Annotated in this window: 21 protein-coding genes and 2 pseudogenes; 14 read left to right on the forward strand and 9 right to left on the reverse strand. The window is 69.3% G+C overall.

Annotated features, from left to right (window positions below; genetic code table 11):
* Positions 1-84 precede the first annotated feature (84 nt).
* From OG322_RS04920 to OG322_RS04940, 5 genes are all read left to right on the forward strand, one after another.
* A complete protein-coding gene (locus OG322_RS04920; protein WP_329306093.1) occupies positions 85-708 on the forward strand; it encodes a methyltransferase domain-containing protein in 624 nt (207 codons plus the stop codon).
* A complete protein-coding gene (locus OG322_RS04925) occupies positions 705-1,220 on the forward strand; it encodes a GNAT family N-acetyltransferase (protein ID WP_123463782.1) in 516 nt (171 codons plus the stop codon). Before OG322_RS04920 ends, OG322_RS04925 begins: the two co-directional genes overlap by 4 nt.
* Positions 1,221-1,888: 668 nt before the next feature.
* Positions 1,889-3,235 (forward strand): discoidin domain-containing protein, encoded by a 1,347-nt coding sequence (locus OG322_RS04930; protein ID WP_123463780.1) that lies wholly within the window; start codon positions 1,889-1,891, stop codon positions 3,233-3,235.
* Positions 3,235-4,533 (forward strand): MFS transporter, encoded by a 1,299-nt coding sequence (locus tag OG322_RS04935; protein ID WP_124285582.1) that lies wholly within the window; start codon positions 3,235-3,237, stop codon positions 4,531-4,533. The genes OG322_RS04930 and OG322_RS04935 overlap by 1 nt, the downstream gene beginning before the upstream one ends.
* Positions 4,530-5,546 carry a TolB family protein gene (locus OG322_RS04940; protein ID WP_206432419.1) on the forward strand — a complete coding sequence of 339 codons (1,017 nt, stop codon included), beginning with the start codon at positions 4,530-4,532 and terminating at the stop codon, positions 5,544-5,546. The genes OG322_RS04935 and OG322_RS04940 overlap by 4 nt, the downstream gene beginning before the upstream one ends.
* A 150-nt stretch (positions 5,547-5,696) precedes the next feature.
* Here the strand turns inward: OG322_RS04940 and OG322_RS04945 are convergent, their stop codons facing one another.
* Entirely contained in the window at positions 5,697-5,957 is a 261-nt protein-coding gene (locus OG322_RS04945) for a hypothetical protein (RefSeq protein ID WP_185095483.1), read from the reverse strand.
* A gap of 117 nt (positions 5,958-6,074) precedes the next feature.
* Positions 6,075-6,983, reverse strand: coding sequence for a LysR family transcriptional regulator (locus tag OG322_RS04950; RefSeq protein ID WP_123463774.1), 909 nt, complete (start codon positions 6,981-6,983; stop codon positions 6,075-6,077).
* Between the two features lie 95 nt (positions 6,984-7,078).
* Between OG322_RS04950 and OG322_RS04955 the strand changes: the two genes are divergently transcribed.
* On the forward strand, positions 7,079-8,236 hold the full coding sequence (locus tag OG322_RS04955) for a nuclear transport factor 2 family protein (RefSeq protein WP_124285581.1): 1,158 nt from the start codon (positions 7,079-7,081) through the stop codon (positions 8,234-8,236).
* Positions 8,237-8,420: 184 nt separating this feature from the next.
* Here the strand turns inward: OG322_RS04955 and OG322_RS04960 are convergent, their stop codons facing one another.
* Positions 8,421-8,660 carry a hypothetical protein gene (locus OG322_RS04960; protein WP_185095482.1) on the reverse strand — a complete coding sequence of 80 codons (240 nt, stop codon included), beginning with the start codon at positions 8,658-8,660 and terminating at the stop codon, positions 8,421-8,423.
* A gap of 241 nt (positions 8,661-8,901) precedes the next feature.
* Between OG322_RS04960 and OG322_RS41495 the strand changes: the two are divergent.
* Positions 8,902-9,081 (forward strand): annotated as a pseudogene (locus tag OG322_RS41495) (hypothetical protein); the annotation flags it as partial.
* A 211-nt stretch (positions 9,082-9,292) separates the two neighbouring features.
* Here OG322_RS41495 and OG322_RS04965 read toward each other — a convergent pair.
* Both OG322_RS04965 and OG322_RS04970 read right to left on the reverse strand, forming a co-directional pair.
* Positions 9,293-9,508 (reverse strand): DUF6243 family protein, encoded by a 216-nt coding sequence (locus OG322_RS04965; protein ID WP_185095481.1) that lies wholly within the window; start codon positions 9,506-9,508, stop codon positions 9,293-9,295.
* A 72-nt stretch (positions 9,509-9,580) separates the two neighbouring features.
* Positions 9,581-10,408, reverse strand: a complete 828-nt coding sequence (locus OG322_RS04970) for an FG-GAP repeat domain-containing protein (protein ID WP_329306094.1) — start codon at positions 10,406-10,408, stop codon at positions 9,581-9,583.
* Between the two features lie 500 nt (positions 10,409-10,908).
* Between OG322_RS04970 and OG322_RS04975 the strand changes: the two genes are divergently transcribed.
* The gene (locus OG322_RS04975) at positions 10,909-11,244 is read left to right on the forward strand and encodes a DUF317 domain-containing protein (protein WP_311316971.1); all 336 of its coding nucleotides are present in this window, start codon (positions 10,909-10,911) and stop codon (positions 11,242-11,244) included.
* A gap of 375 nt (positions 11,245-11,619) precedes the next feature.
* Here OG322_RS04975 and OG322_RS04980 read toward each other — a convergent pair whose 3' ends face one another.
* A complete protein-coding gene (locus tag OG322_RS04980; protein WP_329306095.1) occupies positions 11,620-13,797 on the reverse strand; it encodes a DUF7507 domain-containing protein in 2,178 nt (725 codons plus the stop codon).
* A gap of 870 nt (positions 13,798-14,667) precedes the next feature.
* Between OG322_RS04980 and OG322_RS04985 the strand changes: the two genes are divergently transcribed.
* The 5 genes and pseudogenes from OG322_RS04985 to OG322_RS05005 all read left to right on the forward strand — a co-directional run bounded on the left by OG322_RS04985 (position 14,668) and on the right by OG322_RS05005 (position 18,905).
* Entirely contained in the window at positions 14,668-15,792 is a 1,125-nt protein-coding gene (locus OG322_RS04985) for a cytochrome P450 (RefSeq protein ID WP_123463763.1), read from the forward strand.
* Between the two features lie 156 nt (positions 15,793-15,948).
* Positions 15,949-16,956, forward strand: a complete 1,008-nt coding sequence (locus OG322_RS04990; protein ID WP_185095480.1) for a JmjC domain-containing protein — start codon at positions 15,949-15,951, stop codon at positions 16,954-16,956.
* A 442-nt stretch (positions 16,957-17,398) separates the two neighbouring features.
* Positions 17,399-17,801, forward strand: a pseudogene (locus OG322_RS04995) (SgcJ/EcaC family oxidoreductase).
* Positions 17,802-17,945: 144 nt separating this feature from the next.
* Entirely contained in the window at positions 17,946-18,221 is a 276-nt protein-coding gene (locus OG322_RS05000) for a transposase (protein ID WP_124285575.1), read from the forward strand.
* A gap of 33 nt (positions 18,222-18,254) precedes the next feature.
* Positions 18,255-18,905 carry an IS3 family transposase gene (locus OG322_RS05005; RefSeq protein ID WP_329306096.1) on the forward strand — a complete coding sequence of 217 codons (651 nt, stop codon included), beginning with the start codon at positions 18,255-18,257 and terminating at the stop codon, positions 18,903-18,905.
* On the opposite strand, the gene OG322_RS05010 is transcribed toward OG322_RS05005, so the two are convergent.
* The 3 genes from OG322_RS05010 to OG322_RS05020 all read right to left on the reverse strand — a co-directional run bounded on the left by OG322_RS05010 (position 18,853) and on the right by OG322_RS05020 (position 19,822).
* Positions 18,853-19,122 carry a DDE-type integrase/transposase/recombinase gene (locus OG322_RS05010; RefSeq protein ID WP_329306097.1) on the reverse strand — a complete coding sequence of 90 codons (270 nt, stop codon included), beginning with the start codon at positions 19,120-19,122 and terminating at the stop codon, positions 18,853-18,855. The genes OG322_RS05005 and OG322_RS05010 overlap by 53 nt on opposite strands.
* Before the next feature lie 32 nt (positions 19,123-19,154).
* On the reverse strand, positions 19,155-19,409 hold the full coding sequence (locus tag OG322_RS05015; protein ID WP_329306098.1) for an IS3 family transposase: 255 nt from the start codon (positions 19,407-19,409) through the stop codon (positions 19,155-19,157).
* A gap of 125 nt (positions 19,410-19,534) precedes the next feature.
* The gene (locus OG322_RS05020; RefSeq protein WP_123463749.1) at positions 19,535-19,822 is read right to left on the reverse strand and encodes a transposase; all 288 of its coding nucleotides are present in this window, start codon (positions 19,820-19,822) and stop codon (positions 19,535-19,537) included.
* Between the two features lie 253 nt (positions 19,823-20,075).
* Here OG322_RS05020 and OG322_RS05025 point away from each other — a divergent pair, with 253 nt between their 5' ends.
* Positions 20,076-20,453 (forward strand): nuclear transport factor 2 family protein, encoded by a 378-nt coding sequence (locus OG322_RS05025; RefSeq protein WP_024757633.1) that lies wholly within the window; start codon positions 20,076-20,078, stop codon positions 20,451-20,453.
* Positions 20,454-20,567 lie beyond the last annotated feature (114 nt).

Here is a 20,567-nt window from a genome sequence, read left to right on the forward strand (position 1 = left end):
CCCGCACTCTCCACCCGGGGGTGGATCCGGTGCTCCGTCCCCGGGCCGATCCGCCCGCGCCCCCACCATGCTCAACTGATCCCCGTGACTGCCACATTGCCCCGGATCCTGCCCAGCCCGGACGGCAAGCCGCTCCCACCCGAGGGAACGGCGACCGCCTTCCGCGCCTTCACGCCCGAACTGGCCGCCGGCCGACGCGCCTGGACGGCCGCCGGAGCTGCCTTCCTTGCCGGACTGTTCGACCAGCTCGCCCCCGATCGGGACACCACCCAGGCAACCGGCCGCGACGACCCGGTACGCGACGCCCTCACCTGCGGCGGCCCCCTGCACCACAGCACCTGCCTGGAACTGGGCTCCGGTGCCGGCACCGGCACCGGCGCCGGCCAGTTCACCCGCCTTCTCGCGTCCGTCTTCCCGACCGTGATCAGCCTCGACCTCTCCGAGCAGATGCTCCGCCAGGCCGCCGGCCGCTCCGCGGCAGGCGTCCGCGCGGACGCCGGCGCCCTGGCCGTCGCCGATGCCTCCATCCCTACCGTCGCCGCCATCGACGTGCTCCTGTTCCCCACCGAAACAGCCCGGGTCCAGGCCCCGGACGACGTACTGCTGTGGATCAACCAACTCGCCGTCGAGACGATCCGCCCGGTCCGGGAGGAGATCGAACGGCGCATCCGCGGACTGCTCGCCGAACTCGGCATCGAGACGGCATGACCAGCGCCGCGCCGGCGACAGGCGGGCGCATCACGGCGATGCGGCCCGAGCATGCCGAACAGGTCTTGGCGATCTATCAGCTCGGCATCGACGAGTGCAACGCCACCTTCGAGACCACCGCCCCGGACTGGAAGGAGTTCGACGCGGCCAAGCTGCCCGAGCACCGCCTGGTCGCCCTCAACGAGCAGGCACGCGTCCTGGGCTGGGCCGCCGTGGTCCCGGTCTCCGACCGCTGCGCGTACGCCGGAGTGGTCGAGCACTCCGTCTACACCAGCCCCGAAGCCCGCGGACGCGGCGTGGGATTCGCATTGCTGACCGCCCTGCTGGCTTCAACCGATGCGAGCGGGATCTGGACGGTGCAGTCCGGGATCTTCCCCGAGAACACAGCCAGCCTCGCACTGCACGCAAAGGCCGGGTTCCGCGTCATCGGCACCCGCGAACGCATCGGCCTCCACCAAGGCCAGTGGCGCGATGTCGTTCTCGTCGAACGCCGCAGTCCGGCGATCAGCTGAGCGCCCGGCCGCGATCACGAGGTTTCGGCCGACAGGACCTCGTCCCCGCCCGGTGCCGGCCGACGACCGCTCCGGCAACGTTCCTGTCGCCCCCTGACGGCCGCCCGCCCGCCCCGTGCGCAACGGGACGACCCGCTGGTGAGCCTGTCACGCGCCCCGGCGGACCCGGCCATCGTCGGCGTGCAGGACAGAGTTGGCCCCTCAGGTGGTTGCTCGCAGGCTTGTTCGCCGGACTCCCGCAGCAAGGTCGGCATGAAGGAACCCTTCGAGGCCGGCCCTCTGCCGGTACCCCGCGCGGCGGGGCCTTGCGGGTGGCGGCGAGCCCCTCTTCGCCGTCACCGACCTGTGCGGGCTCCACGACGGCACCGTCATCGCCGGCCGCGTACGGCGACATCCCTCCCCGAGGCCGCTGCAGGACCGGTAGCCGGATGCGCCGGCGCCGAACGGAGTTCAAGACAAGAGGAGTTGGGGGACTGGTAGGAAAGTTTACTGTTCGCTAGCATTCCGGGCGGCGGCTTGGCGCGATGCCTGACTCCCGTGGGCATGACGCGCTCAGTGAGAGCTCTGGCCCGGCCGCCGTGACGCCGCCCCTGCCCGCACGCGGGTGGGGACACGACGTCACGCACCGATGCCCAGCTCTCGCCACCCCCAAGGCCAGGAGTCCAGGGATGCACCCGAATGGCTCAGCTTTGCTCCTCACGCCCACGCGGCGCCGCACGGTGGGCGTGGTCATCGCCGCCGTACTCCTGCTCGTCGGCAGCTTGTTGCTCGCCTACCCCGACCGGGCCGGTGCCGCCGCCGACCCTCTCATTTCGCGTGGCAAGCCCGCCACCGCGTCTTCCAGCGAAGAATCCGGCTTCGGCCCGCAGAACGCCTTCGACGGCGACCCGGCCACCCGCTGGGCGAGCGCCGAGGGCAAGGACCCGCAGTGGATTGGCGTCGACCTCGGTGCCACCGCCGACGTCACGCGGGTGAAGCTGAGTTGGGAGGCCGCGTACGCCAAGGCGTACCGGATCGAGATCTCCTCAGACGGCACCACCTGGTCGCGGCTCGCCGACGAGACGGCCGGCAACGGCGGCTCCGACGACTGGTCCGCCCTCTCGGGCAAGGGTCGCTATCTGCGCGTGTACGGCACCGCGCGCGGCACCTCCTACGGTTACTCGCTGTACGAGGCCGAGGTGTACGGCACCCTCGACGGCGGACCCCCGTCCACCGGCGCCTTCACCGTGGTCGCGGCAGGTGACATCGCCGCCCAGTGCACCGCGTCCGACAGCAACTGCGCCCACCCCAAGACCGCCGCACTGGCCCAGAAGCTCAACCCGAAGTTCTATCTGACGATGGGCGACAACCAGTACGACGACGCCCGGATCGCCGACTTCCGCGCCTACTACGACAAGACCTGGGGCGCCTTCAAGGACAAGACGCACCCGGTGCCGGGCAACCACGAGACATACGACCCGGCCGGATCGCTGGTCGGCTACAAGACGTACTTCGGGGCGATCGCCTACCCGCAGGGGAAGAGCTACTACAGCTTCGACGAGGGCAATTGGCACTTCATCGCCCTCGACTCCAACTCCTTGGACCAGAGCGCCCAGACCGACTGGCTGAAGGCCGACCTCGCCAAGAACAGCAAGGCGTGCATCGCCGCCTACTGGCACCACCCGCTGTACTCCTCTGGCGGTCACGGCAACGACCCGGTCAGCAGGCCGGTCTGGAAGATCCTGTACGGGGCCAAGGCCGACCTCGTGCTCAACGGGCACGACCACCACTACGAGCGGTTCGCCCCGCAGAACCCCGACGGGAAGGCCACCGCCGACGGAATCACCGAGATAGTCGGCGGCATGGGCGGCGCCGAGCCGTACCCCATCGAGAACGTCCAGCCCAACAGTCAGAAGCGGATCAGCGGTGAATACGGCGTTCTGAAACTGGACTTCACCGACTCCGGCTACAGCTGGAGCTACGTCGGCACCGACGGCAAGGCCAAGGACACCAGCCCGAAGTACGCCTGCCACTGATGTATCTGGCGACCACAGGCCGCCGGGACGCGTCGGCCCCGCCCCGCACCGGCGGGGCGGTCCGACGCGTCCCCGGCACCGTCCTGGCACTCGGCACGGTCAGCCTCGTCACCGACATCTCCTCCGAGATGGTCACCGCGGTGCTGCCGCTCTACCTCGTCCTCGGACTCGGTCTCTCACCTCTCCAATTCGGCTTCCTGGACGGCATGTTCAACGGCGCCGCCTCCGTCGTGCGGCTGCTCGGCGGACAGGCCGCCGACCGTGGCCACCGGCACAAACGGGTCGCCGGGATCGGCTACGCCCTCTCCGCCTGTTCCCGGCTCGGCCTGCTGCTCGCGGGCGGCGCCACCGCCGGGATCGCGGCTGCCCTCGCCACCGACCGGGTCGGCAAAGGTATCCGTACGGCGCCCCGTGACGCGCTGATCACCCTGAGCAGCCGGCCCGAGGCGCTCGGCCGGTCCTTCGGCGTGCACCGGGCGATGGACACCACCGGCGCCCTGCTCGGCCCGCTCGCCGCGTTCGCGCTGCTCTGGGCGACCGCCGACGCCTACGACGCCGTGTTCGTCGCCAGTTTCTGCGTCGGCCTGCTCGGGGTACTGCTCCTCGTCCTGTACGTTCCCGGGCACCACCCGGCACCACCCACGAAATCAATTCAGCCCAAACGCAACGTATTTGGCGCACTCCGTGATCGCGACTTCCGGCGGATCCTCGGAGCCGCCACCCTGCTCGGTGCCGCCACCGTCGGTGACGCCTTCGTCTACCTGCTGCTCCAACGCTGCCTCGGTCTCCCTGTCGGCTGGTTCCCGCTGCTGCCGCTCGGCGCGGCGGCGTGCTATCTGCTGCTCGCGGTCCCGGCGGGCCGGATCGCGGACCGGGTCGGCCGACGGCTGCCGTTCCTGTACGGCCACGTCGCGCTGCTCGGCGTGTACGCCACGCTCCTCGCCCCGACCGGCGGCCCGGCCCCGCTCCTGCTTGCTCTCGTCCTCGCGCTGCTCGGCGTCTTCTACGCAACCACCGACGGGGTACTGATGGCCCTCGCCGGACCGGTGCTGCCCGCCTACGGCAGGGCGGGCGGACTCGCCCTGCTCCAGACCGGCCAGGCGCTGGCTCGGATGCTCGCCGCGGCGGGCTTCGGCGCCGCGTGGACTGTGTGGGGGCCGCGCGCCGCGCTGTGGGCCGCGATATCGGCCCTGCTCGCCGCGCTCGCGGGCGGCTGGGCGCTGCTGCCGCGCAACCCGTCCGGCACCCCGGCCCACGAGGGGCCGGGAGCCCCGATCCCCGAGAGGCGGACCGCATGAGTGTCAGGTTCCCGAGACCCGCGACCCCGATGGGCCCCCGGGCCCGTATCGCCGTCGTGGTGGCCGCGGTGCTGCTCCTCACGGGCGGCTCCGTCGGGTACGCCCTGCATGCGAGCCACCGATCGGCGCGGCAACAAGCGGACGCCGACGCCTCGTTCACTCTCCACGGGCCCGCGCTGTACTTCCGGGACACGGCCACAGGACGCGTCGCGCACAAGCCGCTCGCCGGAACCCCCGGCGCCCGCACCCCCGGCGGCCCCGCCTGCGACCGGTTCTACGCCTCAGGTGATACCGCGCTCTGCCTGCGCGCCAAGCCGGGGGTGCTGCCGAAGACATACGCAATCGTTCTCGACCGGCGACTGCGCGAGATGCGCCGGATCACCGTGCCGGGCGTTCCCACCCGCGCCCGCGTCTCCGCCTCCGGACAGATACTGTCCTGGACGGTGTTCGCCACCGGCGACTCGTACGCCACCACCGCCTTCTCCACGCGGACCGCCGTCCTCGACCTGCGCACCGGCTACCTCATCAAGTCCATGGAGGAGATCCCTCTCACCATCGACGGTGTCCGCTACCACGCCCCCGATGTCAACTACTGGGGGGTGACCTTCGCCCGCGACGACAAGCGCTTCTACGCGACCGTCTCCACCAAGGGCCGTACCTACCTCGTCGAGGGGAACATGGAGGACTGGTCGGCGAAGGCGCTGCGGCAGAACGCCGAGTGTCCCTCACTGTCTCCGGACAACACCCGGATCGCCTTCAAGAAGAAAGTTTCCGACGACCCGGCCGCGCCCTGGCGGCTGTACGTCCTCGATCTGCGGACCATGCGCGAGACGCCGCTCGCCGAGACACGCAGCGTCGATGATCAGGCGGCCTGGCTGGACGACGGCACGGTCGCCTACGCGTTGCCGGGCGCGGCCGGCCGGGCGAGCGACATCTGGACCGTCCCCGCAGACGGTACCGGGGCACCCCATGTGGCCGTGACGGGCGGGTCGTCACCGGTGGTGGTGGGCTGAGCGAGGTGGCCCGGGGCGGGAGCGGCCCACCCGGCAGGCGGCCATCGTCCCTGCCGAGCGGTGGGCCGGAGGCGTGGTACGAGGGGCCGGCAGGCGCCGGCCCCTCACCTCACCTCACCTCACCTCACCTGGAAGAGTCCCGCTTTCGGCTCAGGCGCTGTGCCGTGTGTGGGTGAGGAGGGCAGCGCGTGCCGCAGGACCGACACCGTCGGCGATCAGATTGTCGAGGGTGAGCAGGAGCTGCTGCGGGATCGGGCTGGGTTGCGGGTAGGCGGCGTGGATCTGCAGGCCGGCCGACAGGCCCTGGTCGGTCTCCGACATCTTCCCGAAGACCGAGCATCGTACGCTCTTTGTGTCCTTCTCCACGACAGTGCGGTTGCCTATCAGGGTCCGCGTGTTGGCGATGCACATGCGGCCGCATCGTGCAACGGAGAGCCCGCAGCCCTCCGCCGGGCGAAGGCCCATCAGGGAAAGCAGCAGGTGCGCGTACAGGGCGGTGACCGGACATTGACCTGGACGCGGCGACGCTCAGCTCCGATACCCGAGCGGACGGGCCGATGCGACAGCTGTGGCGAGCCGGTCGAGGAGGGGCGTCGCGCAGGGATGGGGATCGCGGAGCGGTCCGATCGCGTAGATACCCCGGGTCGGGGGATCGACGAGGCCCACGGTGGTGACGTCGCTGCGCAGTGCGCACGTCAGCACCCCGGGGATCAGTGCGATGGCGTGACCGGTTGCGACCAGGGCCAGCTTGCCGGGCAGATCGGCCGCGGCGAGGTCGATGCGGGCGCCGACCCCGGCGCGGGCGGCGTGCCGGCGCAGAAGCGCCGCCGAGCCGTCGTTGTCCTCGACCCAGGTCTGGTCGGCCAGCGTCTGGATGTGCACGGGACCGCGCCCGGCGTGCGGATGGTCGACTGGTAGTGCGACGACCATGTCATCCAGCCCGAGGAACCGCCGGTCGATCCGCGGGTCATGGGGAACCCCGGGTGGTGCGTCGGTGACGACAGCGATGTCGAGATCGCCCGTGATCACGCGCTGGTGCAGCTGCTCGCTCAGGCCGGGCAGCAGGCTCCACCGGATGGATCCGGTGTGCTTCAACAGGTCCCTGATCGCCTCGGGGACGATCCCTGCGGCCAGTGAAGGTGTCGCACCGACGGCCAGTGGTCGGCCGAACGCCCCGTCGCGAACGTCCCGTACGGCGCGAACGGCGCGGTCGGCCTCGTTGAGCGTGACCAGGGCGTGGCGCCGGAACACCTCACCGGCCGGTGTCGGGCGCACACCGCGTGCATGGCGCTCCAGCAGGGGCACGCCGAGTTGCCGCTCCAGGCCGGCGATCTGCCGGGAGACGGCCGACTGCGTGTGGTTCAGCTCGGCAGCCGCCGCCGACAGAGACCCGAGACGGCACACCGTCACGAAACTTCGCCACACCGTCAGATCCATGGCGCCAGTATGACCTGGTGGTATGCGTATGCCGCAGGGGTGCCCTGCGGCATCTGCGCTTGTCGCAGGTGTCGCGGCCTACCACTGTGGCGTGCATGACCACATCACACACGATCGCCGTCCTCGGCCTGGGGCGCATGGGCGGTGCGATCGCGGCACGACTTGCCGCCCAGGGCCGGGATGTTGTGGGCTGGACCCGTTCAGGGCGCACGCCGGGAGCCGTCAGGACGACCAGCGACCCGAACGACGCTGTGGCGAAGGCCGGCCTGGTGCTCCTGGCACTGTTCGACGGCCCGGCCTGCCGGCAGGTCCTCGACGACGTCCGCGACTCGCTGCAGGCCGGCACCCTCGTGCTGAACACCAGCACCATCGCCCCCGCCGAAGCGGCGGAGCTGGCCCGGCAACTCGGCCCGTCCTACGTCCACGCGCCCGTCCTCGGCTCCGTTCCGGCTGTCGCCGCCGGTGCCCTGCAGATTCTTGCTGCCGCCGACCAGGACACGCTCGACCGAGTCCGGCCGGTCCTGGAATCGCTGGGCACCGTGCGGCACGTCGATGACGCCTGCACCGCCGCCGCCCTCAAGCTGATCGCCAACAGCAGCCTCACCGGCGCCGTCCTCGCACTGCGTGACTCACTGCGGCAGGCCGACGCCCTCGGCCTGTCCCGTGCCCAGGTGCTGGACGTCCTCGAATTCGGCCAGCTCGGCGGCCTCGTGACCCGCAAACGCCCCTTCCTCGCTGACCAGCCGGGTACTGCCACGGCCGAATTCACCATCGGTGCGCTGGCCAAGGACATGGCTCTGCTGGCCGCCGCGTCCCACACCCCCCTGCGCAGCGCAGTCGGCCTGACCGACACCCCAGCCGCCCAGGAGGCAGACATCGCGGTTGCCGCCACGGTCCCCGCCGTGGAGGACGCCGTGCTCGAACCGCTTCGCGCCTACATCCGCGGACATGCCACCGGCGACCCCTCCCACTTCCGTGACGCGTTCCTGCCCACCGCCCACATCGAGGGAGTCCGGGACGGCGCTCTCGTCTCCTGGCCCGTTGACGAATACTGCACCCTCTTCCAAGGCCGGCCGGCCCCGGACGAACCGACCCGCTCCCGCCGCATCGATGCCATCGACGTCCACGGCACCGTGGCGACCGCAACCCTGACGCTCTCGCACGGCGCGGACACCTTCACCGACATCTTCCTGCTGGTTCGCGTCCACGACAGCTGGCGCATTGCCAACAAGGCTTATCACCGGCACTCCTGAGCGGGCCGGAAGCAGCCTTCGAAGGGAGTTCCCGCTTGATTCTGTCGGGGATCTTGTAGTAATCGAGGTCAGTCGCTGGCGTTCCGCCAGGGCTTCGGCCGGGGGATGCTGTGTTGGCCCAGGAAGTGGCGGAGGAGAACCGGCGTTCTGGATCGGTGGCAGTCGCTGTCCTGATGACCTCCAGTTACTGAGGTGTCCCGCGCCACTCCTTCTCCTCGTCGCCGGCGTCCAAGAGGAGACGGAGCGCCCGGCCCAAGGCGAACACGGTTGTCCGGATGTCGATCAGCGATCCGCGCACGAACTCCTCTGGTGCCATGCAGCGCGTCGACCCGGGCAGCCGGTCCGCCTCCCGAGCGAAGGGCCCCACCCGGTATTCGTCCAAGTCGCACAGCACCATGCGGTGCTCGTTGAGGTCGTACAACATGCATCTGTCATAGAAGCCGACTGCGACAAATCCGGCTTCCTCCACGGCCGGATGGGCAGAGAGGACGGATTCCAGCGCGGCATGATTCGGGGAAGGGGCTGGGCCCTGAACCGTGCCATCGGGCTGTCAGGAGCTGCCCGACCTCCATGGTGTGAGCGAGTCGGGTGGTAGAGAACCTCGCCGCTCATCCATGGGTAGACCAGTACGAGGCCGTCGTCTGTGGTGAAGGAGTGCCGCATCCGAGCGGCTCGGGGATGAGCGGTGGAGTCGGCTCCTGGCTTTCTCCAGTGGTGGGCAGGGCACCGTGGTGAAGCAGACCGCCATCCGCGACGGCAGCGTGCTGCTGGCCGTCTCCGGCTCCCCGGCCCTCGTCGACCGGCACCTCGACAAGGCCCTCGCTAAAGTGACAACGGCCGGCTGACCGGCTCCGGAAACACTTCTGCCCCCGACTGCTGTGGTCGAGGGCAGAAGCACTGCGTGACGCGCGCCGCCACACAGTCCGGCAGATGCCTGATGACGCGGGTGGTCGGCCGAGAGCTGAGCGTGACCGGCCGCGCCCGGTGCGGCAGCAGGGCCCCGGTACGGGGGCAGGGCCCTGCCCCCGTGAGGTGCCGCCCTGCGGCGGCGGTGCGTCAGCTCTGGGCGGTGTCGTCGCCCGTCTGCCCGGCGTCCTCGGCTGCGCCTGTCTTCTCGCGCATCTTGCGCACCAGCTCCGCCTTCTGGTCGGCGGCGCCCTGGCGGTCGAGATTGCGGTGCGGACCGTTGTTCTGCCGCTCGGCGCGGGACAGCCTCTTGCGCTGGCCGCCGCCCATGCCCACGGGGTTGTTGATGTTCTTGCTCACGGTCACGGGTTCTCCCGGAATGAAGTGGAGTGATCTACGGATTCATCGGTGAGGGACGGGCGGCGACGTCGAAGGACGTCAGCAGGGGCCCATCACGCGCTCACTCGTAAATCGGGGTCTGGAAGAACATGCCCAAGACGTTACCCGGTTCCGTCGGCCCCGCGCACCAAGCTCCTCGCCACCCCGGCGTCGGCCGAGCCATCGGCGAGCACCCGGGGTCGGCCGTTTCCCTCCAGGAATCCCAGCACCGGCAGCATCCCGGATCCTCCTCAGACCTTCACGGCCCATACGTCCCCTGCTGAGCCCGTCGCCGTCGATGTCGTCGGCACCGACGAGCTGGTTGTGGATGCCGAAGCCGTGGCCGACCTTCACGTGCGGCTTGAACAGCTTCGCGGTGTCGCCTGTGCCGGCGTAGAAGTACAGGTCACCGGCCGGGGTACGGGCGAAGACGTCACCGATTCCGTCGCCGTTGACATCGTTGGCACCGACGATCTGGTCGTACCGGTGCCAGTTCCTGTCAGGAGCTTCGGCATACTTCTTGAAGGGCGTGGAGCCGACGTTGCCGGTCCCCTTGTACGTGGAGAGGCCGCCCCAGGTCGTGCGCGCCAGCAGGTCGCCGATGCCGTCGCCGTCCAGGTCGCCGGGCGAGAAGACCTTGCTGTAGACCTGCCAGCCGTTACCGGACCAGGAGACGTGGCCGGTACCCTCCGGGCCCTGGCTCTGGTGAAGAGAGAGCTTGCCCGACGCCGACAGCGTGAGGACCTCGGGCTTCCCGCTGCCGTCGAGGTCGCCCGGCGTGATGATGTCCTTGAACATCTCGTTCCGGTCGCTGCTGTTGATCGTGTACGGGTGAGCGCCGGACGAGTCCGCGTTGACGTACAGGACGCCGTCCAGGCCCCGGTACATGAGGTCGCTGTAGCCGTCGCCGTTCACATCGAGGCGCGGCTTGGCGGGAATGACCGCCGCCTTCGCACCTTCGACACCCTTGGCGCCCGACTTCTTCGCGGGGCGCTCGGGGAGTGTGAGGGTCGGCTGGGCGCCGGCCTCGGGTGCGGTGCCGACCGGCGCGGGCGACTGGCCGTCGGCCGAGGCCCGGGGCGGCCAGCACCATGCCGGCGGAGAGAACGAGTGCGGTGCAGGCCGCGAGCCGGCGTGCGCGTTTGGCGCGTGCGGGCATTGCGCGGCCGGGTTCCACAGAAGACAACGCCCCCAGGGGTACGTGGTGGAACCGGGAGAAACGCCTTCTCGGGTGCGCTACATGCGCGGTGAGGCATTCCCGGGATGTTCACAGACTCTACAACGCGGCTCCCCACCACCGGAGTTCCGGGGACGGGGCGCCGCGGGACCGGCGGGACTCTCAGCACGTGTTGTTGTAGATGTCCCAGCCGTAGCCGACCTCCACGCCCTTGTCGACCTTGCTCAACGCGTTCCTGGACACGCACCGCACCTGGCAGAAGTGGCGAACCCGGTCCGACGAGACCACCCACACAATTCACGAAGACCAGACCCTGCGCATCGAGCCCGTCCACGAGGCCCCCGCCCGCGAAACCGCCTGGCCCGTGGCCGCCTACGAGATCCCCGTCTCCGACCGCGCACGGGTCCTCACCGCGACCGGCGCCACACCGGCCCCCGTGCTGCAGGAACTCCTGGATCACCTCACCTGCGGAGACGGGTGGGATCCGACCGACGTCACCACGGTGGACGAGAAGGCCGAGCGCAGAGCCTCCCAGACGACCTCGTAGAGGCCGAGCGCGAGTGGCGCGCTGCCTACCGAGCGTTCGCGCGATTCAGAACGCCTTTGAGCCATGCGCGGCTCATATCAGACCCGACGCCCCTCCTCGGAGACACGAGCTACGACTCCAACCCCTGCTCCACCACGTCAGACGCCCCGCAGTCCGCCGGCACCGCCGCACCGAACTCCACGACGCCTTCATCTCCCTCGCCTGCAGCCTCATCTGCTGGCGACGCCTCAAGAAAACCCGTCCGTGATCGTGGTGCGAGCTCCATGGGAGTAGGCGGATGCAAAGCAAGTGCCCCGCACCAGATGTTCGGGTGCGGGGCACGAGATGAGTAGCCGTGAGGCAGAGCTCCCTGACCGTCAGGGTTCCTGCTGGCCGTCAGAGTTGCTTCAGGCTGTCCGTTCCGTCCTGGCCATAGGACTTCTTGTGCGGAGGCTTCTTGTGCGGGGGCTTGTGGTGCGGGGGCTTGTGGTGCGGGGGCCGCGCGTTGCTGAGGGTGATGGTGACCGTTGCCGGCTCGCTGGCGATCTGGTTGCCCTGCGGGTCGGTTCCCGCCGCGACCGCGACGTTGGTGACGGCGCAGCCCTTGCCGCTGCCGCCTGCCCTGGTCTTCTTGCACGCGTTGGCGTCAGCCTGGCTGATCGTGTACGTACCGTGGCAGGTCGTACTGGCACCGGGTGCCAGCGTGGTCGCGTCACAGGTGACGTTGGCGACCCGGTCGTCGCTGACCAGCACGTCGTGCAGGGCGGTGCTGCCGGTGTTGGTGACGGTGTAGGAGTACTGCACCTTCGTCCCGACCTTGTACGGGCCGGGCGTGATGACCCGCTTCTTCAGCTTGATGTGCGGCGCGCCGACCGGGAGCGTCAGCTGCGTCTGGGGAGAGGTGATCGTCTGCCCGTCCGCGGTACCGGCCGCCGTGGCGGTGTTGGTGACGGAGCCGGCCGTACCGTCGGCAGCGGTGATCGTGTACGTGCCGCTGCACGTGGTGCTGTCGCCCGGGCTCTCTGCCGGAGCCAGGGTGGTCGAGTCACAGGTGATGCCGTCGACGTGATCGTCGATCACGTGGACGTCGGTCAGCTCCGCGCCACCGGTGTTACTGACGTCGTAGGTGAAGGTGACTGTCTGGCCGACCGAGTAGGGGCCCGGTGTCTGCGCCTTCTTCTCCACGGTGATGCCGGCCGGCCGTTCGATCGGCACGCTCTGGGAGGACGGTGGTGAGGTGACGGTCTGGCCGTTCGAGGTGCCCGTCGCGGTGGCCGTGTTGTCGATGGAACCGTGGGTCACGTCGGCGGCCGTCACGGTGTAGGTGGCGGTGCAGGTGACCGTGTGACCGCTCGCGAGCGTGGTCGTGGGGCACGAGACCGGGCCGACCTTGGGGTCGGTGACGGCGAGACCGGTGATGTTGGTCGTCCCGGAGTTGGTGACCACGAAGTCGTAGGGCACCTGTGATCCGGCCACCAGATCACCGGGCAACGGCTGCCTGACCTGCTTGACGAGGTTCAGCTGCGGAAGGGGCTGGTTGCTGGAGACGACCACGTTGCGAATGAGGTGGACGTCGGTGAACCCGCCCGTGGAGCCGGCGAATCCGAACTTGTAGGTGGGGGGCACGGGCTGCGGAGCGGGCGTGCTGAGCACCTCGTGTGAGCCGGTGCCGTCGTTGAAGTCGACCGACACGGTGAGCACCGGGCTCGGTGACGGAGTGAGCTCCACATGGACCCGCCGACGCGAGGGTTCGAGGGCGGCCTCGGCCTGGGCCGGGGTGGCCCCGGGGGGCAGCGCGGTCAGCGGCCCCTGCAACTGTCCGGGAAGCGTGGACGGCCACGGCCCGGTAGTGGTGAAGTTGCTGGTGGTCGCGGTCAGGAAGCAGTAGCCCTCGGTCCCGTCGCCGGGGCCGCGCACCGTGACCATGTTGGCGCCGGGACCGGGGACGCGGAACCCTGTCCCTGCCGGCGAGCGGGTGGCGCAGCCGTTGCCACGGTGCTCCCAGTCGCCGAAGTAGTTCCCGAGGACATCGAGGCCCACGCCCAGGTAGCCACGGTCCACGCCGGGCAGAAACGTGGCGGTGGGGTCGTCGTCGGGAAGCTTCTGCGCATAGCCGAGGCTCCCGCCGAAGGCGCCCGGGTGGGTCAGCGCACCGTCGCCGTTCACGAGGAAGAACGAGATGCCGTCGGCGGGGTGGGCCGGGGTCGTACTGCCGTACTGCCACTGGTCGAACGTCACGTCGATGCCCTGGTTGGCGGGCAGCGCGTTGTTGTAGAGGACGGCCCCGGACTGGTCGTTGGACGCGTCCGTCAGCCGGAGGTATCCGTGCGGTGCACCGTTGGGAGGCGGCACCGGGCCCACGCCTTCGGGGCAGCCACCCAGCGGGTGATCCCCCGGGCCGGGCAGGGCAGCGGCCGGCGCGCCGGTGAGGCAGGCCGACCCCACACCCGTGAAGTCCGGAGCCGTGGCCTGCGTGAACGTCTCATTGACCAGCGGCGAGCCCGCGGCACGGGGCTGAGCCTGCGCGCCGACGTCCAGCGCCAGGAAAGCCCCCGTGCTGACGACAAGGGCCATGGCCCCTGCTGCCAGTCGGGCAGTGCGTGCACGCGGCGCGCGCTGTCTGGGCGAGGCGGGATGCGATCTGGGGTACATGCCCACATACGTAGCAGTCACGCCCAGTAGTCCGCCGTCGGCATAACGTGACGCGCTTCCAATGGTCGTGGCCGCTTACCTGACCGGCGTAGTCGTCAGACGAACTTACCGAAACGTCCTGGTTGACCGCGTCGGGTGCGAGAAGTCGGCCGCCGGGGCGGTGGCACAACCGGCCGTGATCGTGGACGACGACTTGCGGGCGCCGATCGGACCACAGCCGGCCCGGCGGCCGGAGAGGACGCCGGTCCGGGCCACGACGACCACGTGCAGCCACCCGTCGGCCGCGGCATGCCCGTCAGCCACCCGCTCCACGCCCCCGCTCCGCCATACCGAGAAGAGCCAGGTCACCCCGTACGACCTGATCCGTCACACCAGCCCCAGCGAGGTGACGCCGCGTCAAAGCGGCGAGGGCCCACGCGAAACGTTAGCGAAACGTTAGGAGGACGTAAGCGTCAGCTGAAATGGTGCTGATCCCCCGGTGGGGGAAGACAGCCTCTTTCGATTATGGCACGGGCGCGATTCCGGTCTCGCCCGTAATCCAGGAAATGGAGTAGTCATGAAGAAGATCAAGGCACTTGTGAGGAAGTTCAAGAAGGACGAGGACCTCGCCAACCACGCGTGGGTTCTGCACGTCATCTAATTCACCTTTCGTTGGCGGGGGGAAGCGACCATGTCGTTTCCCCCCGCCAACGCTTGGGTGTATCTCCGGTTTTCGCGGTCCGTGGCGGCCGAGACCGTATCAGGTCCTGCCGCAGGCCGGGCCGCGGCACAACGCACGGTCCCGCCCGCTCAATGTCTGGAATTCTCCGCCCGCCGCGGGGAACCCATTTAATTGCCATTTTCAATGGAGGCGCGATTCTCGTGGAAGAAGCGGCACCGGCGGAAGTTCGCGGCCATTCCATCGTGTACGCCCCGCGGATTCAGGACCTGCTGGCCAGGGAAGAGAAAGTGTTCCGGATCGACGCGACCACGGTCGGCGTCTCCGACTGCGACCTGATGGCCGAAGTCGTCGCGGCGCGCCCTGTCCTGTCAACGGAGCGCTCGGTCTACAAGCCCGCGGCGGGAGTCGAGATTCCCCATGACAGCGCGACACGGACGATCCGTGCTCTGGGGCAGGACGTCATGGAGGGCATCCGCACTCCGCCGCCCCCGGCGCGAGGGCTGAACGGCGCCTGGCCCTACGCGGCCACCTCCTACCTGCGCCAGTGGCTCTTCGCGTCCGACCCCCTGCCGGTCTCCCTGTTGTCGAAACGTCGCGTCACGCGCTCCCACACGCTCTCTCGGATCGTCGACCGTGCCATCACCGTCTGGCCGGAGCACGGAGGCGGGCACGAGCGCACCGCGCTGGCCGAGCAGATCCGCAGCGCTTCCGACACCCAAGAGCGCAGGCAGGCCATCGCCATGTACCGGCGAGCGACAGCCACCCTCTGCGACGGCGTGGCCGCACTGGCCGGCAACGCACTGTGGCTCCTGGGGCCGGCGCGGGAACAAGAGGAAGCCCGCGGCGACCTCACTGCCGTTCTGTGGGAGACGCTGCGGCTGCTCCCGCCCGCGTGGATGCTGTACCGGACGGGCGGGGAGGCGTACACCGGACTGCACCCCGAGATCCGCCCCGAGGACAACGTCGCGCTCTTCCCCCTCTTGATGCATCGTCACCCGGGTTACTGGTCCGATCCGATGGAGTTCCGGCCCGAGCGGTGGGCCGGGGTGGCGGATCCCGAGAAGACGCCCGCGTTCATGCCGTTCGGGTTCGACGGTGCCCGCTGCTGGGCCAAGCACCTGGTTGTACCCCTGGCCGAACGCCTGCTGACCGTCGCTTTCGACAACCGGCTCGTCATTCGCGGCCTGCAGCAGGAGACCCACGTCCCCCTGCGCTCCCTGCTCTCCGTGCGGTTCGACGCGGAAACCGGGGCATGACCCGGCGCGACGTCCTGGCGCCGCCCACAGATGCCGGCAAGGGCAACGCGGCCACCGCGCAGGACCGCTCCCGCCGGGGAGCCCGCACCCGCCCTCGTTCCGGACGGACGCCGCCGGCCCGCGAGTACCGAACACCCTGACACCACGGGAAACGCCATGGAATCGCCCACGCTGGCCGACTGGGTCGGCGACGTCAAGAGTTTCACCAGCCACCAGTGGCAGCGCGAGCCCGCGGTCTTCACGCCGCAGACACTCGCCTCGCCGTTCGACCTCGACGAGTTGGACGCCGCCTTCGACTCAGGGCTGCTGCGCACGCCCTACCTGGAGATGGTCCGCTCCAACAAGGTCACCGTCCCGGCCGATGCGTACACCACGTCCCGCGTGGTGAACGGCACAACGCACCACGGCTTCGCCGACCGCGCGAAGGTCGTCGCACTCCTGCGCGCCGGGGCGACGCTGCTGCTGCGACATGTCGACCAGTGGCACCGCCCCACGGGCGACCTGGTGACGCGGCTGTCCGGGGAACTCGACCGGCGCGTGGAGGCGTTCTTCTTCGTCACACCCGCTGACGGTCAGGGCCTCGCAATACACCGTGACGACGCCGACGTGTTCGCCCTCCAAGTGGCCGGACGCAAGACCTGGTACGTCCACGGCGCGCCGACGACGGCGGACTGGTCGTTGGGCGAGCTGCCGGACGACGAGCACTCGCCCCAACTCCTGCACAGCGTCCTCGAGCCCGGCAACGTGCTCTATATCCCGCGGGGCTTCGCCCACCGCGCGGTGGGCGAAGCCGGACTCTCCGCCCACCTGTCGCTGACGATCCGCGACCTCTCCCTGCAGGACCTGCGGACAGCCCTGGAACGGTGCTTGACCGATGGGCTGGACGTCCCTGCGCGCCCGCTGGGGGAAGCCGCGATCGCAGACGCCTGCGCCACACTGCTCAGCCATGTCCGGGCGAAGCTCGCCACGGTCGAACCAGGGGACCTGCGACTCGCCGCGCGGGCAGCACAGGCACGGCAACAGGTCCAGGCGACACGGGCGGAGACATTCGCCGGGACGGCCCGGGACTGGGAGGCCGGCGCACTCGGCGCCAAGCGCGCCGGACTGGCGTCCGTCGTACGCACATGGCGCAGACTGCGCGACGCGGCACGCACCGCGGACTGACGCGAAGCCACGACGTTCGGGCCGTTGTCGGCTCGTCCGTTGTCCTTCACGTGCAGCCACCCGCCGCGCGCCTACCTGCGACGCCACGGAATTCGCTGCACCATCCCGGACTAAGGGCGTGCCGGTAAACAACTTGCTGTCGAACACCCTGCTTGAGCAGCGGTGTCAAGGGCTACAACACGCAAGTTAATGCTCTGCACGCCCTTAGATGATCGATTCCAAGGGGTCAGTGGCTGCAGGCACTGAGTGAGCGAAGATCGGGTTGTCGGTCTGGTCGTTACGCCACATGACGGCCCGCAGCGCGAGAATTCGCTGCCGGACGCGGGCGATAGCGCCGCCGGGTGCACGTCCTCAGCCGATGCCCCCGCCGAATCGCGCCGCCGGCACCTTGGACCGATCACCTTTTGACCTCAACCGCGCTTGAGCCAGCACCGTGGTTCACATGAACACGGAATCCACGGCGCACGCCGCAGACGTCGAAGCCATCGGACAGGTCGTAGCCACCGTCGAGCACTCACAGCAGCACAAGAACCCCGATGAGTTCCTTGCCCTCTTCCACCCCGACGCGGTCTGGACGACGGGCGGCGGCAAGGTTCTCATAGGGCTCGGCGCGATCTCGGAGTTCACCCGCAAGGTCCTCCCGGCGACGAACTGGGACGGCAAGGTCACCTACGAGGTGGTCCACGTGTTCTTCATTCGCCCGGACGTCGCGGCGGTCAAGGTTCGGCAGCTCTACCTGGCCCCGGGCGACGAGAGAGGGGGCTCCGCTGTACGTGATGTCCAAGCATGATGACGGCCGCTGGTTGCTGACCGCCTGCCAGAACACGGAGGTCGCCGCCGACTGATCGATTTCAGGGACCGGCTGCACGCATGGGGCGAGGGCGTCCAACGTCAGTGTGTGAAGACAGAGCTGGACACCCTCGCCACCGCACTGTACGTGGAGACCTTTCCTCCTGCCCCCCCCTGAGCTGCGCAAACGATCGGTTCGTATGGTCGCCGAGGTCCGTGGTGACTATCCGAACGAGTCGGCCGCGCTGAGGGCGGTCGCCCAGAAGCTGGGCATCGGCTCGGCCGAGACGTTGCGGAACTGGGTCAAGCGCGAGGAGATCGACTCCGGGCAGCGGCCGGGGACGACCACGGAGGAGTTCGCGCAGATCAAGGCGATGAAGAAGGAGATCGCCGAGCTGAAGCGGGCCGACGAAATCCTGGAGGCGGCGGCGTCTTTCTTCGCGGCCGAGCTCGACCGGCCACGTACACGCTCGTAGAGTTCATCGACGAGCACCGGGCCCGCTTCGGCGGTGTCGAGCCGATCTGCAGTCGTGCTCACCGGGCACGACTGCAAGATCGCCCCCTCCACCTACTACGCGGCGAAGAAACGCGCGACCGCCCCCTCAGCCCGGCAGGTGCGCGATGCCGCCCTCAAGGACCTGATCACCGAGGTCCACGAGGCCAATTCTCGTGTCTACGGCGCCAGGAAGGTCTGGCGTGAGCTGCACCGGCAGGGCCACACGGTGGCGCGGTGCACCGTCGAGCGCCTCATGCGCGAACTCGGCGTCGCCGGCGCCGTCCGCGGGAAGAAGGTCATCACCACGATCGCGGACAGCTCCGCCGAGCGGGCCCCGGACCTGCTGGACCGCAAGTTCGTCGCGCCGGCGCCCAATCGGCGCTGGGTCGCGGACTTCACCTACGTCAATACCTGGTCGGGAGTGGTCTACGTCGCCTTCGTCGTCGACACGTTCTCCCGCCGGATCGTCGGCTGGTCCGCCGCCACATCGAAGGAGACCAAGCTCGTCCTGGACGCCCTGGACATGGCCCTGTGGCAGCGCGACCGCGACGAACACCTTTACCAGCAGGGCGAGTTGATACATCATTCCGATGCCGCGTCGCAGGGCGGATTCAACCGGTCGTCGCAACATCTCGATCCCGGAGGTGTTGCGACAACCGGTTGAATCCGCCCTCGCTGCCGCGATCCGTATGCATGATGCAACCGTGCTCCAGGCCGCCACGGCCGGCCGCCATCCACAGGGCATCGACCGGCAGCTCGGCGCGGTGATGATCGGCCATCGCCCATCCGACCACCTCCCGCGTCGCGAGATCGATACAGGTCGCCAGATACAACTCCCCCTCCCGCGTCACGAGTTCGGTGATGTCACCGACGAGCCGCATTCCAGGCCGGGGCGCGGTGAAGTCCCGGTCGATCAGGTCGAGGCGAACACCGCCCGCTTTGCCTGCCGGGTCAGGCCCCGACGCCGACGGCGGGTGATCCCGGCGATCCGGTGCTTGCGCATCAGCCGCTCGACCTTCTTGGAGTTCACCGCCCGCCCGGCCCGCCGCAGGACGGCGTGGATCCGCGGGGCCCCGTAGGCACCACGAGATCCGGCGTGGAGCACCCGGATCTCGCCCACCAGCACCTCCTCGGCCCGCTCCCGCACCGTCCGGGCCGGCCGTGACATCCTGTGCGCGTAGTAGGCGGAACGGGGCACTCCCAGCACACGGCACAGAAACGCAACGCTGTGACCTGCAGGATTACCCTCCGATGCCTTCTCCGCATCGATGAAACGACACCGTGCCGCGGTGTCTACCTCATCTTGTCCTGAGCGAAGAAGGCGGTCGCTTTTCCCAGCACCTCGATCGTGGCCTCCTGCTCGCGGACCTTCCGCCGCAGCCGGACCAGCTCCTCACGCTCCGCACTGGTCAAAGCCCCCGCGGGCCCCTCACCTCGGTCGACCTTCGCCTGCTTGACCCACCCGCGCAGCCCTTCCGGACTCACGCCCAGATCCCTCGCAACCTCGGTGACCGTCTTCTCCGAGGACAACGCCAAGGCGACCGCGTCCCGCTTGAACTCGGACGTGTACCGCTTACTCATGTTGCTCTTCTTGCTCACTACCTGTGACTGCTTCCTCCGGGACCATCCGTCCCAGTATCAAGCTGTCCAGCCAGCAGGGGGAACCTCAGTACGCGTTGGCGTAGGAGGCCGTGGTCGGCTCGTCCGCAGGCCATGCGTCCCGGCGAACCTGTGCAGTCAAAGCGCCTAGTGCTGTGACCGGGATGGTTCACCGTGGTCGGGAGACGGCTCACGGGACGAGCGCGGTCCGCGAGGCGAGTGGTATTACTGGTGCATGCAGGAAGAGACCGCGCGATCCGCGATCGACACGTTCATCTCCGCGTTCAACGCCTCGGACGACAGCTATGTGACTGCGCTGCTCTCCCAGGCCCTAACCTCGGACGTGGTCTTCTGGGGACCGTTGGGCCGCAGTGAGGGGATCGAGGCGGTCGAGCGGTTCGTGCTGGACATCCGGCGCCACCCTGCGGGGACCGGCACGATGGTGCGCTGTTCGGCGGTGGACATGCCGGACGAGTGGGCCCGGTACCAGTGGGTCTTCACGACGCCGGATGGAGGCCCCCGCCTGGCGGGAACGGACGTCGTCCATCTGCGGCGGAGCCTCATCGACCAGGTCATCGTCTTCGCGGGGGAGATCGAGCCGTCCGCCTCCTGAGTCATTCTCCTCTGGCGCCGCCCTTCTCCTGAACCGGCCCCGTTCGGGGCTCCGGGTCTGCCCACCCGAGATCATCTTCACAACGCTTCGGTCGTCCGCGCTTGGCCACGAGCG

This window comes from Streptomyces sp. NBC_01260, from assembly GCF_036226405.1.
Lineage (GTDB): Bacteria > Actinomycetota > Actinomycetes > Streptomycetales > Streptomycetaceae > Streptomyces > Streptomyces laculatispora.